We start from the raw sequence: 15,167 nt of genomic DNA, 5'->3' as shown, positions 1-15,167 counted from the left end.
CCGGACAGCTTAGTCCAGGGCCTTCAGGACCTCCTCGGTAACTTTCTTGGCGTCGCCGAACAGCATCATGGTGTTGGGACGGAAGAACAGCTCGTTCTCGACTCCGGCATACCCTGCGGCCATCGACCGCTTGATGAACAGAACGGTCTTGGCCTTCTCGACGTCCAGGATGGGCATGCCGTAGATCGGCGAGGTCGGGTCGGTCTTGGCGGCCGGGTTGGTCACGTCGTTGGCGCCGATCACGAAGGCCACGTCGGCCTGGCCGAAGTCCCGGTTGATCTCCTCCAGCTCGAAGACCTCGTCATAGGGCACGTTGGCCTCGGCAAGCAGCACGTTCATGTGGCCGGGCATGCGGCCGGCGACGGGGTGGATCGCGTAGCGGACCTCGACGCCCTCGTGCTTCAGCATGTCGCCCATCTCGCGGAGGGCGTGCTGGGCCTGCGCCACCGCCATGCCGTAGCCCGGCACGATGATGACCGAGGAGGCGTTCTTCATGATGAAGGCGGCGTCCTCCGCCGAGCCGGCCTTGACCGCCCGGTCGCCCGCAGGTCCGCCGGCAGCCGCCGCGGCGCTGTCGCCGCCGAAGCCGCCCAGGATGACGTTGAAGATCGACCGGTTCATGCCCTTGCACATGATGTAGGACAGGATGGCGCCGGAAGACCCGACCAGCGCGCCGGTGATGATCAGCAGGTTGTTCTCCAGCGTGAAGCCGATGCCGGCCGCCGCCCAGCCGGAATAGCTGTTCAGCATCGACACCACCACCGGCATGTCGGCGCCGCCGATCGGGAGGATCAGCAGGAAGCCCAGCGCCAGCGCCAGCAGCACGATGATCCAGAGCGCCACGGTCGAGTTGGTCACGCACAGCCAGACGATGCACAGCACCAGCACGACGCCGATCCCGGCGTTCAGCATGTGCTGCATGTTGAAGACCAGCGGCTTGCCCGACACCAGGCCCTGGAGCTTGGCGAAGGCCACGAGTGAGCCGGTGAAGGTGATGGCGCCGATCGCGACGCCCAGCGCCATCTCGATCAGGCTGCCGGTGCGGATGGCGCCGGGGATGCCGATGCCGTAGGCCGCCGGCGCGTAGAACGCCGCGACCGCGACGAACACGGCGGCGAGGCCGACCAGGCTGTGGAAGGCGGCGACCAGCTGCGGCAGGGCCGTCATCTCGATCCGGCGGGCGATGACGGTCCCGATGGTGCCGCCGATCGCCAATCCGATGACGATCAGGGTGATCGACAGGCCGGAGATCAGCCCCGGCAGCATCAGCGTGGTGACGATCGCGATCACCATGCCGACGATGCCGAAATTATTGCCCTGGCGGGAAGTCTCGGGGCTGGAGAGGCCGCGCAGCGCCATGATGAAGCAGATGGCGGCGACGAGGTATGCCAGCGGGGCTAGTGTGGCCATGTTGGTTCAGGGCTCCGTTTATGCCTTCTTCTGCTTCTTCTTGTACATCGCCAGCATGCGCTGGGTGACAATGAAGCCGCCGAAGATGTTGACCGAGGCCAGGATGACGGCGAGGAAGCCAAGCATCGTGGAGAAGGTGAATCCTGCCGTGCTGCCGGTCGCGATCAGCGCGCCGACGATGATCACGGAGGACACCGCGTTGGTGACGCTCATCAGCGGCGAGTGGAGCGCCGGCGTCACCCGCCAGACCACATAGTAGCCCACGAAGCACGCCAGCGCGAAGACCGTCAGGCCGGTGATGAAGAAATCGTGGTCCGCCGGAGCCTGCTCGATGGCGCCGGCCGCCAGCCGGGACGTCTCGGCGGCGAGCCGGTCGGCTTCCACGGTGAGTGATCGCAGTGCCTGCTGCAGGTTGGTGACCTGCTGGGCCAGTTCCTGGCTTGTCATCGGCTGTGTTCCCCTCAGCTCTTGGCCGCGGCTTCGGCGGCGGCGAAATTGGGATGCACCACGGCGCCGTCGCGGGTCAGCGCGGTGCCCTTGATGATCTCGTCGTCCCAGTTGATCGTCAGGCCCTTTTCCTGGTCGATCAGCGGAGTCAGGAAGTTCAGCAGGTTCTTGGAGTAGAGCATCGAGGCGTCGACCGCGTTGCGGCTGGGCACGTTGATGTGGCCGACGATCTTTACGCCGCCGACATCCACCACCTCGCCCGGCTTCGAGCCCTCGACGTTGCCGCCCTGCTCCACCGCCAGGTCGACCAGCACGGAACCCGGCTTCATGGAGCGGACCATCGCCTCGGTCACGAGGATCGGCGCCTTGCGGCCGGGGATCAGCGCCGTGGTGATGACGATGTCCTGCTTCTTGATCGTCTCGGCGATCAGCACCCGCTGCTTCTCCTGGTACTCCTTGCTCATCTCCTTGGCGTAGCCGCCGGCCGTCTGGGCCTCCTTGAATTCCTCGTCCTCGACCGCGACGAAGGTGGCGCCCAGGCTCTGCACCTGCTCCTTGGTCGCCGGGCGCACATCGGTCGCCGAGACGACGCCGCCGAGCCGGCGGGCCGTCGCGATCGCCTGGAGGCCGGCGACGCCGACGCCCATGATCATGCAGCGAGCCGGCGGCACGGTGCCGGCCGCCGTCATCATCATCGGGAAGGCGCGGCCGAACTCCGAGGCGGCGTCGACCACCGCGCGGTATCCCGACAGGTTCGCCTGACTGGACAGCACGTCCATCGACTGGGCGCGGGTGATGCGGGGCATCAGCTCCATCGCGAAGGCGTTGATCCTGGCGTCCGCATAGGCCTGGATCTGGTCACGCGCCTGGTAGGGCTGGAGGATGGCGACCAGCATGGCGCCGGGCTTCATCAGCGCCACCTCGTCCGGGCCGCCCTCGGCCTCGGTCAGGGGACGCTGGACCTTGAGCACGATGTCCGCGTCGCCGAGGGCCGCCTCCTCGTCCGGAGCGATGGTGGCGCCCGCGTCGACGAAGACCTGGTCGGGAATCGAGGCGTGCTCACCGGCGCCGGTTTCGACAACCACGTCCAGCCCGAGCTGCTTGAATTTCTTGATGGTATCCGGCGAGGCCGCGACGCGACGCTCATGGGCGCGCCGCTCCTTCGGTATGGCGACTTTCATCCTGGCTGGTTCCCTTGCCGCTGATTTTTTTGCCGAGAATTGTGGCGGACTGTTGATGCGACGGCAAAATGCCGCATTCTGGAAAGTTTGTGAAGCGCTCTAGCCACTAACCTTTCCAATTGAATTCTGTCCACTAAACCTTCAGCGCCGCGCCATGCACAGTGGACAATGGTCGCATGCGGCACGAAAAAGGGCGGCCGACCCTTTCGGATCGGCCGCCCTCTCCGGCGACTTCGGACGTGTTGAAGCCCGCGGACGTTACTGGGCCTGGGTGCCGCCCGGCAGGATCGACGCGAGCTGGTTCATGAACTGCGCGCACGAGCCCTTGTTATCGGCGTTGTATTCCTGCTGGATCTGAGTCAGGAGCTGCTGCACCTCGCCCTGGCGGCTGGCGGGAGCCTGGCTGGCCTGATCCTGGAGCGCCGCCCAGGTGGTCGGCTGGCAGTCGTTGACCGTGTAGCGCTGCGGGATCGCCTGGCCCTGGCCGGTGCCGGCCGCCAGGCTGCCGTTGGCGTCGCTGCTCATGCCGGTGCCCATCGGGCGGGTCTCGGTCGAGCCTGCGACAGGACCACCGCCCGCGACTCCGCCGCTGCCGGCTCCCTCGGTGCCCGCCGGCGGAACCACGCCGCCGCCCGCCGCCGCGCTCATGTCGTTGACCTGACCGCCAGCCTTGATGATGGAATTCCGCGCGTCCGCCAGGATCTGGGCGCAACGGGCGCGGTTACCGTCCTGCGCCTGGTTCTCGGCGGTCTGGAGTTGCACGCCGATGCGCTCGCGGATCAGGTCGTTCTGGACGCTCTCCAGGTCGGAGCGGACGGCGGCCACGTCGGTGGGACCGCAAGAGGCGGGAACCTGGAGGTTGGTCGTGCCGGTCGGGAAAGTGGGATCGCCGATGCCTGAGCTGTGCTGCCCCACAGCCGCCCGGCCCGTCTGGGCGCCGTCGGTCTGGCCAGTCGTCAGGCCGGTATCCTGTGCCAAGGCCTGACCGGAGACGCCAATTGCCAGGGCCAGCACGGCTGCACCGTAATAGAGCTTGTTCATGGGGATTGATCCTCGTCTTGGGGGCGATGCGGCCGCCAATCGGCAACCTTTGGCCCCCTCAACAAAGGTTTTGGCTGGTTGGTTCCGTAATTTCTCACGGAAAATCGACAGCACGCGCCGGGAACACGCGACGGAGGTCAGGTCGGCAGCGGCACTCCATGGCGATTGAGCAGCTCGGTCTGGTGCTTCTCAAGCGCGTTCACGTCGAAGTCGCCGATCAGGTCATGGAAGAGCTGGTACCAGTTCACTTCGGCCTTGAGATGCAGGAAAACCGACCCCAGCCCGATGGCGGCCCGGTCCATGAACACGAACTCCCGGGGGATCTCCAGCCCGCCGACCTCGTGCAGCGCCCTGTGGACCTTCTCCGCCGCCTCGCGCCCGTACATGGCGCTGTTGGTCTCGTCTATCCTGCGGGTCCGGTCGTCCATGATCGGGGCATAGACGAAGTGAGCCCACACGTTGAGGATATCGATCAACTGGTTGTCGATCTTGTTGAAGCCCCAGACGCGGTACGCCTCGGCCGCAAGGTCGCGGTCGTCGGTCTGGAGGGCATGGTAAAGGTCGATGACGCCCTTGACGAAGCTGGGCTTGAAGATGCGGATGCAGCCGAAGTCGAGCAGGTTGATCGAGGCATCGGCTCGCACGGTGTAGTTGCCCAAGTGCGGATCGCCGTGGATCGTGCCGCAGGTGTAGAACGGCGTGTACCAAGCCCGGAACATGTTCAGCGCCAGGTCGTTGCGGCGTTCCGGATGGTCCTTGACGTAATCCAGGATCTTGCGGCCTTCAAGCCAGCCCATGGTCAGCAGCCGCTTGGTCGACAGCTCCGGAACCACCTCCGGCACCTGGACGGTGCCGACCGGCGCCAGAATGTCCCGGTACAGCGCCGTGTGCCGCGCCTCCAGCGCGTAGTCCAGCTCCTCGCGCAGACGGGCCGAAATCTCGGCGTGGATCTGCCGGGTCGAGATGGTCTTGTCGTAGCGCTCGTAGATCGAGAAGATCAGGCCGAGCTGCCGAAGGTCGGCCTCGACCGCGGACATCATGTCGGGGTACTGGAGCTTGCAGGCGAGCTGCGTGCCGTCCAGCCCGACCGCTTTGTGGACCTGCCCGAGGGACGCCGCGGACGCGGCCTCGTGTTCGAACTTGGCGAACCGCTTCTGCCAGTCGGGACCCAGCTCCGCCGCCATCCGGCGCTTCACGAAGGGCCAGCCCATGCTGGGCGCGTCGGCCTGGAGCTGCGAGAGTTCCTGGACATATTCCTGCGGCAGGGCGTCGGGAATACTGGACAGGATCTGCGCCACCTTCATCAGCGGCCCTTTCAGCCCGCCCAGCGCGTCCCTCAGTTCCTTCGCGTGCTCGCCGCGTTCGAGCTTGATGCCGAGATAGCGCTGTCCGGCGAGCCGCGCCGCCAGCCCGCCCATCGCCGTGGAGACCCGTGCATAGCGGGCGATGCGCCCGCCGAACGAGTTCTGTTCAGTGCCGTTTGCCATGCATGGAAAGTGGTGCCCCGACGGGCGAAAGACCAGTGCGCCGCGACGCGCATCGGGCCGGCGGCGGGGTGGCGCCGCTTGGGACCGGCCGTCGCGCCGGCAAACGAAAGATCCGGCATTTCTTGCTCATGCAAGAGCATGCCCGCCGGCTCTATTGCAGACGCATAATAATATACCCTTCTCCACAGAGGGTAATTATGATGCTCCAAGCATAGCGGAAACCTCTTTCCCTATGTTCCGGCGACCCCCGGCTTCCGGGCTGTCGTCGCCTCGAGTTCTCTAAGCGCTGCACATCCCACGCACACCCCACATCGTTCGGCAGGAGTTCCAGATGGCAAGAGTATCCCTGAGGGTGACCAACGCGGACAACGAGATCGTCGTGTTCCTGAACGGTCTGGTCGTCTATGCCCGGGAGCAGGAGGAGGACGTCACGTTCGACGACGTCACCGACCTGGATCCCTACCTGACGTCCGGCATCAACATCCTGATCCTGGTCGGGGTCAACTGGAGCGCCGCGGCCAACTACCGGGGTGCCCTCACGATCGGCGACATCACCCAGCCGTTCTCGTACCAGAAAGACGACGCGCAGCCCGGCGTCTCCTGGATCCAGACCTTCACCATCCCGGCCTGAGGCCGACCGGTCAGCACGAGGCCCCCGCCACCCTCGCCACCTCCCCCTCGCCCAGCGGCGGGGGATCGAACTGGAGGTGGATGCCGTGGCGGGTGATCCCGACCACGTGGGCGTGCTGGGGCTGGTCGCGGTCGGGGATGCGCAGCTTCAGCCGGTCGCCCGCCTTGAACTTGATGTCGCTGCTGATCAGGGCGCCGCCGCGCGACACGTCGAGCAGTTCGGCCTCCCCGGCGCCGAACGGGCCGGCGACCTCCGTCGTGACGTGGCAGGGGTGGCGGGTGTGGGCGCGGCGGTTGGCCTCCTCGGTCGAGGTGCGGACGATCTGGGTCAGCGCCTCCGCCAATGCCCCGATCCCGTCGCTCAGGGCCGAGGCCGCCAGCTTGCTGCTTTCCGCCAGGTCGTCGGTACGCCGCACGTCGCCGGACAGGGCGTCCACATGGGTCGAGACGTCGCGGGTAGCCCGCGCGGTCGCTTCGACGTTGACGGCGATCTCGGCGATGGCCCGGGACTGCTCCTGCATCGCGGTGCCGATCCGGCCAGCGATGCCGTCCACCGCCGTGATGGTGTCGCCCACCCGGCCGACGGCGGCGCCGGCATCCCCGGCCGCCGCCTGGATGCGGGTGATCAGGTCGCCGATCCGGTCGGTCGAGCTCTCGGTCTCGCGCGACAGCGCCTTGACCTCCGCGGCGACGACGGCGAAGCCCTTGCCGGCCTCCCCGGCGCGCGACGCCTCGATGGTGGCGTTCAGCGCCAGCAGGTTGGTCTGCGAGGCGACATTGCGGATCAGGCCGACGATGCCGCCGATCTCGGCCGCGACCTCGTCCAGCGTGCGGATGACGCCGGCGGCATCCCGGGCGCTGGCGACCGCGAGCCCGGCCGCCTCGGCGGCCTCCTTCACCTGGGCGTTGATCCGGTCCACCGAGTCGGACAGCCGTCCGGCCGCGACCGCGGCGGTCTCCACCGCCTCCAGCGCCTGGGCCGTGGTGCCGGACATCTCGCGGGCGTTGCGGTCCATGCTGCGCGCGGCCGCGTGCAGGCCGGCCGTGGCGTCGCGCATGCCGTCGGTCTGGCCGGTCACGGTCTCGATCGCCCTGCGGGTCTGGCCGTCCACCTTGTCGGCCATGCCGCGGATGGCGCTGCGCACCTCGTTTCGGTGGAACTCCTCCAGCCGCTCCTCCTCCAGCCGCATGGCGCGGACCTGGAGCGCGTGGTCGCGGAAGACCTGGACCGAGGCCGCCATGGCGCCGACCTCGTCGGCCCGGTCGAGGCAGGGCACCTTCTCGTCCAGCTGGTCGGCGGCGAACCGCCCCATGACCGCGCGCAGGCGGGTCAGCGGCCCCAGCAGCCTGCGCATGGCGAGGAACGACGCCGCGGCCACCACCAGGGCGGCGACGCCGCCGAGAAGCAGGCCGCCCCGGACCAGGGCGTCCACCATGGTCATGAAGGCGGCCCGCGGCTCGCCGACGAACAGCGCGCCGATCACCTTGCCATCGGGATCGGCGATCGGGTCATAGGCGGCGAGATAGGGCTCCCCCAGCACGGCGACCTCGCCCCGGAAGGGCTGCCCGCGCTTCAGCACGGTCTCGACGACGGCGGGATCGAGCGCCCCGGACCCGACCGCCCGCCGTCCGGTCGAGTCCCGAACGGAAGTCGCCACCCGGCGGCCATCGGAGAACAGCGTCACCGCCCCGCCGGTCAGCACGCCAATGCGGTCCACCAGCGCCGTGTTGCCTTCCAGCAGGGTGTCGCCCGCGCTCAGCCTGCCTTGCCCGTCCAGCCGAGGCGCGCCGACGGTGCGCAGCAATTCCCACGCGACCCGCATGTTGGCTTCCTGCCGCGCGAACCCCAGCCGCTCGCCCTCCGCCAGGAGAATGGTGCGGAGCGCCACGAGGTTGACGATGCCGATCACCCCGATCGCGAGGATGCACAGGAGGGCGATCTTGGTGGATATGGACAGTCGGTTGACCAGCAGCACGATTCCACGCCTTGGCAGTCTCTTGGCGCGAGGAACCTACCATCGATGCGCGCGGGAGTCAGTGCCAGGATGGAGTCATTCGCAAACTATCTTGCCGCAGGCGGGGAAGGAACTTACGGGCCTTCCGGCGGCTGGCCGCTCGTCATCCCATCTCAAGGCATCGACCTCTTTGCAGGTCTGAATAGCCCGCAGGTCGGGCAGAATACGATGCCTCACTTGCGATGCTCGTGCGGACAACGATCGTCAGCGGTCCTGCCGCTCCAGCTCGTCGATGAAGCCGCGGATCACGCCCAGGCCCTTGTCCCAGAAGGCGGGATCGGACGCGTTGAGGCCGAACGGGGCCAGCAGTTCCTGGTGGCGCAGCGTGCCGCCGGCGGACAGCATCTTCAGGTACCGCTCGGCGAAGCCGTCGGCCGCGTCCTGGTAGACCGCGTAGAGCGAGTTGACCAGGCAGTCGCCGAAGGCATAGGCGTAGACATAGAAAGGCGAGTGGATGAAATGCGGGATATAGGCCCAGTAGGTCCGGTATCCCTCGTCGAAGCGAAGCGCCGGGCCGAGGCTTTCGGCCTGCACGTCCATCCAGATCTCGCCGATCCGCTCGGCCGTCAGCTCGCCCTCGCGCCGCTCGGTGTGGAGCCGCTGCTCGAAGTCGAAGAAGGCGATCTGCCGGACCACCGTGTTCAGCATGTCCTCCACCTTGGAGGCCAGCATGATCTTCTTGGCGGCCGGGTCGGTCTCCGCGTCGAGCAGCGAGCGGAAGGTCAGCATCTCGCCGAACACCGACGCGGTCTCGGCCAGGGTCAGCGGCGTGTCGGCCATCAGGTGGCCCTGGCGGCCGGCCAGCACCTGGTGGACGCCGTGGCCCAGCTCGTGGGCCAGGGTCATCACGTCGCGGGTCTTGCCCTGGTAGTTGACCAGCAGGTACGGATGGACGCTCGGCACCGTCGGGTGGGCGAAGGCGCCCGGCGCCTTGCCCGGCCGGACCGGCGCGTCGATCCAGGCATTGTCGAAGAAGCGGCGGCCGACGGCGGCCAGCTCCGGCGAGAAGCGGCCATAGGCGTCCAGCACGATGCCGCGCGCCTCGTTCCACGGGATCAGCCGGTCCACGTCGTCCGGCAGCGGCGCGTTGCGGTCCCAATAGTCCAGCGTGTCGCCGCCGAACCACTTGGCCTTCAGGGCGTAGTAGCGGTGCGACAGGTCCGGGTAGGCACCCTTGACGGCGGTGACCAGCGCGTCCACCACCTCGTCCTCGACATGGTTGGACTTGTTGCGGGAGGAGGTCGGGCGCGGATAGTTGCGCCACTTGTCGTCGATCTCCTTGTCCTTGGCCAGCGTGTTGGTGATCAGCGCGAAGGTGCGGATATTGGCGTCGAGTACCCGGCCGATCTCCACCGCCGCTTCGCGCCGGCGTTCGGACGAGCGGTCGGTCAGGCGGTTCAGCGCCTCGGTGCAGGTCATATCCCGGCCGCCGATGGTGAAGCGGAGGCCGGCGATCGTCTCGTCGAACAGGCGGTTCCAGGCGGCGCGGCCGACCACGTATTTCTCGTGGAGCAGCCGCTCCAGCTCGTCGGAAAGCTGGTGCGGGCGGAACACGCGGATGTCGCGCAGCCAGGACGCGTATTTCGCCAGCTCCGGCGACTTCATCTTGGCGGCCAGCGCCGCGTCGTCGAGCCGGTTGAGCTCCAGCGTGAAGAACAGCAGGTGGGTCGAGATGCCGTTGACCCGCTCCTGGATGCCTTGGAAGAACTTGCCAACGTTGGGATCGTTCATGTCGCCGGCATAGACCAGGTGCGCATAGCTCATGATGCGCGACAAGGTCTCGTCGATCTCCTCGTAGGCGGCTACCGCCGTCCCGAGCTGGGCGCCGCCGAGGTCCGCCAGCTTGCCGTTATAGCTCTTGTGGAAGTCCTTCGACGCCTTTCCCATACGGTCCAGGTCGGCCTTGAGCGCGTCGGAGTCCTGCCCCGGGTAGAGGTCGCCCAGGTCCCAGGTGGGCAGCTCGCCGAGGTCGGGCATTCCCGGTTCGGGATTGTCGAGCGGCTCTGCGGTCGCTGTCTGGCTCATCGGTTTCCTCCTGTTGCGCTGCCAGGGATATAGGCAGGCGATTGAACCCATCCAAGCGGCTGTCCCGTTCTATATATCGGGCCGTAAACGGTGCTCCCGCTCCTCCACGCCGCTCGCTTCACGGCCTCAAGGCCCACTCCAGAATGGACCTCACCAACACGGAAACCAGACATGAACAGCATGCGCCCCGATCACCCGCCGCGGACGGACCGCGATACCTATGACCGCTGGGCGACGCTGCCCGGGATGCTCTTCGACCAGGCGCTGCGCCACGGCGACCGGCCGCTGCTGATCTCCAAGCGGGACGGCGAGTGGCTCCGGCAAAGCTGGGAAGAAGTCGCGCGCGACGTCCGGCGGGCCGCGGCGGGCCTGCGCGGCCTGGGCATCGGGCGCGGCGACCGGGTCGCCATCGTCGCGGAGAACCGGCCGGAATGGCTGGTCGCCGACTTCGCGATCATGTCGCTGGGCGCCATCACCGTGCCGGCCTACACCACCAGCACCGCGTCCGACCATCTCCACACGCTGACCGACAGCGGCGCGCGGGTCGTGCTGGTCTCCACTCCGGCGCTGATGCGCAAGGTGCTGCCCGCCATCCTTCAGGTCCGCGGCATGCGGGCGGTGGTCTGCTTCGACGAGGACATGCCGGGCATGCCCGACGGGGCGCCCGAGGCGCTGGGCTGGGCGGAACTGCTGAGGCGCGGCGCCGCGCTGGAGGCGGAGGAGGCCCCGGTCCCGGAGGACCTGCCGGCCGGGCGCGACGACGTGGCCTGCATCATCTACACCTCCGGTACCGGCGGAACGCCCAAGGGCGTCATGCTGACCCACGGCAACATCCTGTCCAATTGCAAGTCGGCCTACACCCTGGTCGAGGATGTCGGGCTGGGGGAGGAGACCTTCCTGTCCTTCCTGCCCCTGGCCCACGCCTATGAGCATACCTGCGGCCAGATGTTCGCGCTGACCCTGGGCGCCCGGATCGCCTATGCGGAATCGGTCGAGAAGCTGGCCGGCAACCTGGGGGAGGTCAAGCCGACCATCATGACCGCCGTGCCGCGCCTTTACGAGGTGCTGGAAGCGCGCATCCGGCGGGAGGTCGAGCGGGCCGGCGGTTTGCGCCTCGCCCTGTTCCGCAGGACGCTGGAACTGGGGGCCAGGCGGTATCGCCGGGACGGGCGGCTGGGGCCGCTGGACGCGGCGCAGGACTTCGCGCTGGAGCGCCTGGTGCGCGCCCGCATCCGCGAGCGCTTCGGCGGGCGGCTGAAGGCGTTCATCTCGGGCGGGGCCGCCCTGGCGCCGGAGACGGCGCTGTTCTTCCAGTCGCTCGGCATCCGCATCCTTCAGGGGTACGGCCAGACCGAGGCGTCGCCGCTGATCGCCTGCAACCGGCCCAGCCGCATCCGCCACGACACGGTCGGTTCGCCGATGCCCGATGTGGAGGTCGGCATCGCCGGGGACGGCGAGATCCTGGCGCGCGGCCCCATGGTCATGAAGGGATACTGGGGCGACCGGGACGCGACCGACCGCACCGTCGTGGACGGCTGGCTGCACACCGGCGACATCGGCCACTTGGCCCCCGACGGGTCGCTGGTCCTGACCGACCGCAAGAAGGACCTGATCGTCACCAGCGGCGGCGACAACGTGGCGCCCCAGCGGATCGAGAACCTGCTGGCGCTGGAGCCCTGCATCGGCCAGGTCATGGTGGCGGGGGACGGAAAGCCGTTCCTGGTCGCCCTGATCGTGCCCGACCTCCAACTGGCGCGCGACTGGGCGAAGAGACACGGCAAGCGGGACGAACCGGCTGAGCTGGCGGAGGACGCCGATTTCCGGAAGCACATGGGCGAGGCGGTGGAGCGGGTCAACCGCAGCCTTTCCGGCATCGAACGCGTCCGCAAGTTCGCCGTCGTCCCGGAGCCGTTCAGCGTGGAGAACGCGCAGCTCACGCCGACCCTGAAGATCCGCCGACACGAGATCCGCAAGCGCTACGGCGAGTTGCTTGAGAAGCTGTATTGATGGACAGCGACCGATGCCACCCCAGGTTCCACTTTTGGGAGTTCGACGCCGACAGGCTTTCTGATGTGTTGTCACGCCATGAGCGATGACACCTTCGATCACGAGCGATGGATCCGCCGGCAGAGCGCCCTGGCCGAGTTCGGCCGGCAGGCGCTGATGGTGGACGACCTGGATGCCCTGCTGCACGAGGCGGTCGTGCTGGCGGCCCAGGGCCTGCAAATCAAGCGGGCAAAGGTCATGGAACTGCTGCCCGGCGGCGACAAGCTGCTGATGCGCGCCGGCGTCGGGTGGCGGCCCAACCTCGAGGGCAAGCTGGTGGTGGATGCCGGAAGCCGGTCGTCGGGCGGCTATACGCTGAAGACCGGCAAGCCCGTGATCGCCGACGACATCGAGGCGGAGTCGCGGTTCGACGTGCCGCAGTTCCTGCGCGAACACGGCATCCGAAGCCTGATCAACGTGATCATCCAGGGCCGGGGCGACGCTTTCGGCGTGCTGGAGGTGGACAGCGACGAGTTGCGGAACTTCAATCAGGAAGACGTGGATTTCCTGCAGAGCTACGCCAACATCCTGGCCGCGGCGATCGAGCGGCGCTCATCGAACGAGGCGCTGTCCCGGCTGGCGGAGGAGCGCGCGGTCCTGCTGCGGGAACTGCAGCACCGGGTCAAGAACAATCTCCAGATCATCACCAGCCTGCTCAACATGCAGATCCGCCGGGTCGGCGGCGGCGAGGTCGAGAGTCAACTCCGGATCATCGGTAGCCGCGTGGAAACCCTGCGGGTCGTCCACGACAGCCTGTTCGAGGCGGAGAGCGTCGAGCGGATCGGCCTGTCCCGCTACCTGCGGACCCTGTGCGAGAGCCTGCTGGCGTTCCACGGGGCAAGGGCCGAGGACATCACGCTCGACTTCACGGCCGACGAGGCCGAGGCCGCGGTCGACACCACGGTGCCCCTGGGGCTGCTGATCAACGAGTTCATCGTCAACAGTCTTCAGCACGCCTTCTCCGGCACCGGGCAGGAGGGGGGCGGCAGGATCGCCCTGCGGCTGGACCGGACGGCGCCCGACGGCGCCCGCCTGACGCTGAGCGACGACGGACCGGGCTTCGACCGGGTCAAGGCGTCGCGCGTCGGCACCGGGCTGCAGATCATGGAGGTCCTGGCGAGCCAGCTCGGCGGCAAGCTGGGATGGGATCAGGAAGCCTGGCGAAAGAACGAGGGCGCCCGGCTGACGCTGGACCTGCCGGTGCTCTGACCCTCAGCCGCCCGAGGCTCAGGTATCCGTCCGCACCCCGGCCAGGATCTCCTCGCCCGCCGCCCAGCGGGCGTCGGCGTCGGGAGTTTCCAGCACGCGGGACAATCCTTCGATCAGCTCGTAGGAGCTTCCGTCCAGCCCGCGGTCCGCGAGCGCCGCGCGCAGGCAGTGCGACAGCAGGCGGCGCGACCGCATGTTTATCTTGGGAACGGGGATCTGGGCCCCGGCGTCCCGCTCCCGCGTCGACCGCTCGCAGGCGCCGGCATCGAACGAGGCATAGGCCCGGCAGCCCAGCGGCCGGACCGGATAGATGCCGCACAATCCGCCTTCCAGCATGGGACAGGGACGGCCGAGCCTCACCCGCTCGACGGGAGGCAGGCCGCGGGTCGCGGGGAGCGCCTCGGCCAGCCGGGACCGAAGCGCGGCGCGCCGATCCTCCGGCCAGCCGGCGACATGCTCCGCGATGGCCAGCAGTTCCGGCGCCGTCGCGGAGACGTAGAGATGGCAGCAATGGTCGCAGCCCATGCGGCAGGCGACCGCCTGGCGCGGCGGGTGAGCGGCCACCGTCCGCTCCAGCTGGCGATGGCAGGCCGCGACAAGATTGCGGAGCCGCTCGCGCGTCGGCTTGGCGATCAGCGCCCGGAACCGCGCGGTCTGGCGTGCGACCTCCTCGGCGGCGGGCGGGTCCGTGGGCAGGGGTTTCTGCGGTCTCATGGGGTGGTTATAGGGCAAGCCCGGCGGTTTCGAAAACGGTCCTCACGAGGCGAACCGCTTCGCCCCGGCGACGCAGAGCACCACGGCGGCGGTGACGGCGACCATGGGCCAGCCGACCGTTTCGCCCAGCAGGGCCGCCGCCAGCGTCAGCCCGAAGAAGGGTTGGAGCAGTTGCAGCTGCCCGACGGCGGCGATGCCGCCCTGGGACAGGCCGCGATACCAGAAGACGAAGCCGATCAGCATGCTGAACAGCGACACATAGGCGAGGCCCAGCCATGCCGCGTGGCCGACGCCCGCCCAGGACGGCGGCATGGCATACAGGCTCAGCGGCGCCATGACAGGCATGGACAGCACAAGGGCCCAGGAGATCACCTGCCAGCCGCCGAGCTTCCGGGACAGCCTGCCGCCCTCGGCGTAGCCCAGGCCGCAGACGACGATGGCCGCGAGCATCAGCATGTCTCCGACCACCGAGCCGCCGCGGCCCTGGACCAGCGCGTACCCGGCGACGAGCGCGCTGCCGAAGCCGGAAAACACCCAGAAGGCCGGGCGCGGCCGTTCGCCTCCGCGCAGCACGCCGAAGGTAGCCGTCGCCAGCGGGAGCAGGCCGATGAAGACGATGGAGTGGGCGGACGTGATATGCTCCAGCGCCAACGCCGTGAGCAGCGGAAACCCGACGACGACGCCGAAGGCCACCACGGCAAGGGATGCGAGATCCCCCGGTCCGGACGCTTCTGCCGGAAGGCTATCAGGAGTGCCGCCGCCAGGAGGCCCGCGATGGCCGCGCGGGCGACGGTCAGGAAGACCGGGTCGAACTCCGCGACCGCGACCCGCGTCGCCGGAAGCGATCCGCTGAAGATCAGCATCCCGATGAAGCCGTTGATCCAACCGCTCGCGGCCTTGTCCATCACTCTGTCCATTCCAACTCCTTTCCGGCGAGTATCGGCCCCGAGCAATGGCATTTC

12 protein-coding genes are annotated in these 15,167 nt (G+C 68.2%); 3 read left to right on the top strand and 9 right to left on the bottom strand.

Annotation, left to right across the window (positions count from 1 at the left end; translation table 11 throughout):
• Nucleotides 1–9: 9 nt before the first annotated feature.
• The 5 genes from DPR14_RS05220 to DPR14_RS05200 all read right to left on the bottom strand — a co-directional run bounded on the left by DPR14_RS05220 (nucleotide 10) and on the right by DPR14_RS05200 (nucleotide 5,566).
• Nucleotides 10–1,410 (bottom strand): NAD(P)(+) transhydrogenase (Re/Si-specific) subunit beta, encoded by a 1,401-nt coding sequence (locus DPR14_RS05220; protein WP_158044214.1) that lies wholly within the window; start codon nucleotides 1,408–1,410, stop codon nucleotides 10–12.
• 18 nt (nucleotides 1,411–1,428) lie between these two features.
• On the bottom strand, nucleotides 1,429–1,857 hold the full coding sequence (locus tag DPR14_RS05215) for an NAD(P) transhydrogenase subunit alpha part 2 (protein ID WP_158044213.1): 429 nt from the start codon (nucleotides 1,855–1,857) through the stop codon (nucleotides 1,429–1,431).
• A gap of 14 nt (nucleotides 1,858–1,871) precedes the next feature.
• Nucleotides 1,872–3,038, bottom strand: coding sequence for a Re/Si-specific NAD(P)(+) transhydrogenase subunit alpha (locus tag DPR14_RS05210; RefSeq protein WP_158044212.1), 1,167 nt, complete (start codon nucleotides 3,036–3,038; stop codon nucleotides 1,872–1,874).
• A gap of 258 nt (nucleotides 3,039–3,296) precedes the next feature.
• Nucleotides 3,297–4,079, bottom strand: coding sequence for a hypothetical protein (locus tag DPR14_RS05205; RefSeq protein ID WP_158044211.1), 783 nt, complete (start codon nucleotides 4,077–4,079; stop codon nucleotides 3,297–3,299).
• A gap of 137 nt (nucleotides 4,080–4,216) precedes the next feature.
• Complete coding sequence (locus DPR14_RS05200; protein ID WP_158044210.1) at nucleotides 4,217–5,566, bottom strand: ABC1 kinase family protein; 1,350 nt, start codon at nucleotides 5,564–5,566, stop codon at nucleotides 4,217–4,219.
• A 331-nt stretch (nucleotides 5,567–5,897) separates the two neighbouring features.
• Between DPR14_RS05200 and DPR14_RS05195 the strand changes: the two genes are divergently transcribed.
• On the top strand, nucleotides 5,898–6,197 hold the full coding sequence (locus DPR14_RS05195) for a hypothetical protein (protein WP_158044209.1): 300 nt from the start codon (nucleotides 5,898–5,900) through the stop codon (nucleotides 6,195–6,197).
• A 10-nt stretch (nucleotides 6,198–6,207) separates the two neighbouring features.
• On the opposite strand, the gene DPR14_RS05190 is transcribed toward DPR14_RS05195, so the two are convergent.
• Both DPR14_RS05190 and DPR14_RS05185 read right to left on the bottom strand, forming a co-directional pair.
• The gene (locus tag DPR14_RS05190) at nucleotides 6,208–8,172 is read right to left on the bottom strand and encodes a methyl-accepting chemotaxis protein (protein ID WP_158044208.1); all 1,965 of its coding nucleotides are present in this window, start codon (nucleotides 8,170–8,172) and stop codon (nucleotides 6,208–6,210) included.
• A gap of 243 nt (nucleotides 8,173–8,415) precedes the next feature.
• A complete protein-coding gene (locus DPR14_RS05185; protein ID WP_158044207.1) occupies nucleotides 8,416–10,236 on the bottom strand; it encodes a M3 family oligoendopeptidase in 1,821 nt (606 codons plus the stop codon).
• A gap of 171 nt (nucleotides 10,237–10,407) precedes the next feature.
• On the opposite strand from DPR14_RS05185, the gene DPR14_RS05180 reads away from it, so the two are divergent.
• Nucleotides 10,408–12,243, top strand: coding sequence for an AMP-dependent synthetase/ligase (locus tag DPR14_RS05180; protein WP_343038705.1), 1,836 nt, complete (start codon nucleotides 10,408–10,410; stop codon nucleotides 12,241–12,243).
• Nucleotides 12,244–12,321: 78 nt separating this feature from the next.
• Nucleotides 12,322–13,491, top strand: coding sequence for a sensor histidine kinase (locus DPR14_RS05175; RefSeq protein WP_192499291.1), 1,170 nt, complete (start codon nucleotides 12,322–12,324; stop codon nucleotides 13,489–13,491).
• A gap of 18 nt (nucleotides 13,492–13,509) precedes the next feature.
• On the opposite strand, the gene DPR14_RS05170 is transcribed toward DPR14_RS05175, so the two are convergent.
• Nucleotides 13,510–14,205 (bottom strand): YkgJ family cysteine cluster protein, encoded by a 696-nt coding sequence (locus DPR14_RS05170; RefSeq protein WP_158044205.1) that lies wholly within the window; start codon nucleotides 14,203–14,205, stop codon nucleotides 13,510–13,512.
• Nucleotides 14,206–14,247: 42 nt separating this feature from the next.
• Nucleotides 14,248–14,901, bottom strand: coding sequence for a DMT family transporter (locus DPR14_RS05165; protein ID WP_343038704.1), 654 nt, complete (start codon nucleotides 14,899–14,901; stop codon nucleotides 14,248–14,250).
• Nucleotides 14,902–15,167 lie beyond the last annotated feature (266 nt).

Origin of the sequence: Skermanella pratensis (assembly GCF_008843145.1) — a bacterium.
Lineage (GTDB): Bacteria > Pseudomonadota > Alphaproteobacteria > Azospirillales > Azospirillaceae > Skermanella > Skermanella pratensis.
Note: the sequence above shows the minus strand (reverse complement) of the source record. Positions and strands in the feature narration are given on the sequence as shown.

What these genes read in the sequence shown, in the direction of transcription:
- DPR14_RS05220 (WP_158044214.1), bottom strand. Translation starts at nt 1,410, where the DNA reads ATGGCCACACTAGCCCCGCTGGCATACCTCGTCGCCGCCATCTGCTTC.
- DPR14_RS05215 (WP_158044213.1), bottom strand. Translation starts at nt 1,857, where the DNA reads ATGACAAGCCAGGAACTGGCCCAGCAGGTCACCAACCTGCAGCAGGCA.
- DPR14_RS05210 (WP_158044212.1), bottom strand. Translation starts at nt 3,038, where the DNA reads ATGAAAGTCGCCATACCGAAGGAGCGGCGCGCCCATGAGCGTCGCGTC.
- DPR14_RS05205 (WP_158044211.1), bottom strand. Translation starts at nt 4,079, where the DNA reads ATGAACAAGCTCTATTACGGTGCAGCCGTGCTGGCCCTGGCAATTGGC.
- DPR14_RS05200 (WP_158044210.1), bottom strand. Translation starts at nt 5,566, where the DNA reads ATGGCAAACGGCACTGAACAGAACTCGTTCGGCGGGCGCATCGCCCGC.
- DPR14_RS05195 (WP_158044209.1), top strand. Translation starts at nt 5,898, where the DNA reads ATGGCAAGAGTATCCCTGAGGGTGACCAACGCGGACAACGAGATCGTC.
- DPR14_RS05185 (WP_158044207.1), bottom strand. Translation starts at nt 10,236, where the DNA reads ATGAGCCAGACAGCGACCGCAGAGCCGCTCGACAATCCCGAACCGGGA.
- DPR14_RS05180 (WP_343038705.1), top strand. Translation starts at nt 10,408, where the DNA reads ATGAACAGCATGCGCCCCGATCACCCGCCGCGGACGGACCGCGATACC.
- DPR14_RS05175 (WP_192499291.1), top strand. Translation starts at nt 12,322, where the DNA reads ATGAGCGATGACACCTTCGATCACGAGCGATGGATCCGCCGGCAGAGC.
- DPR14_RS05170 (WP_158044205.1), bottom strand. Translation starts at nt 14,205, where the DNA reads ATGAGACCGCAGAAACCCCTGCCCACGGACCCGCCCGCCGCCGAGGAG.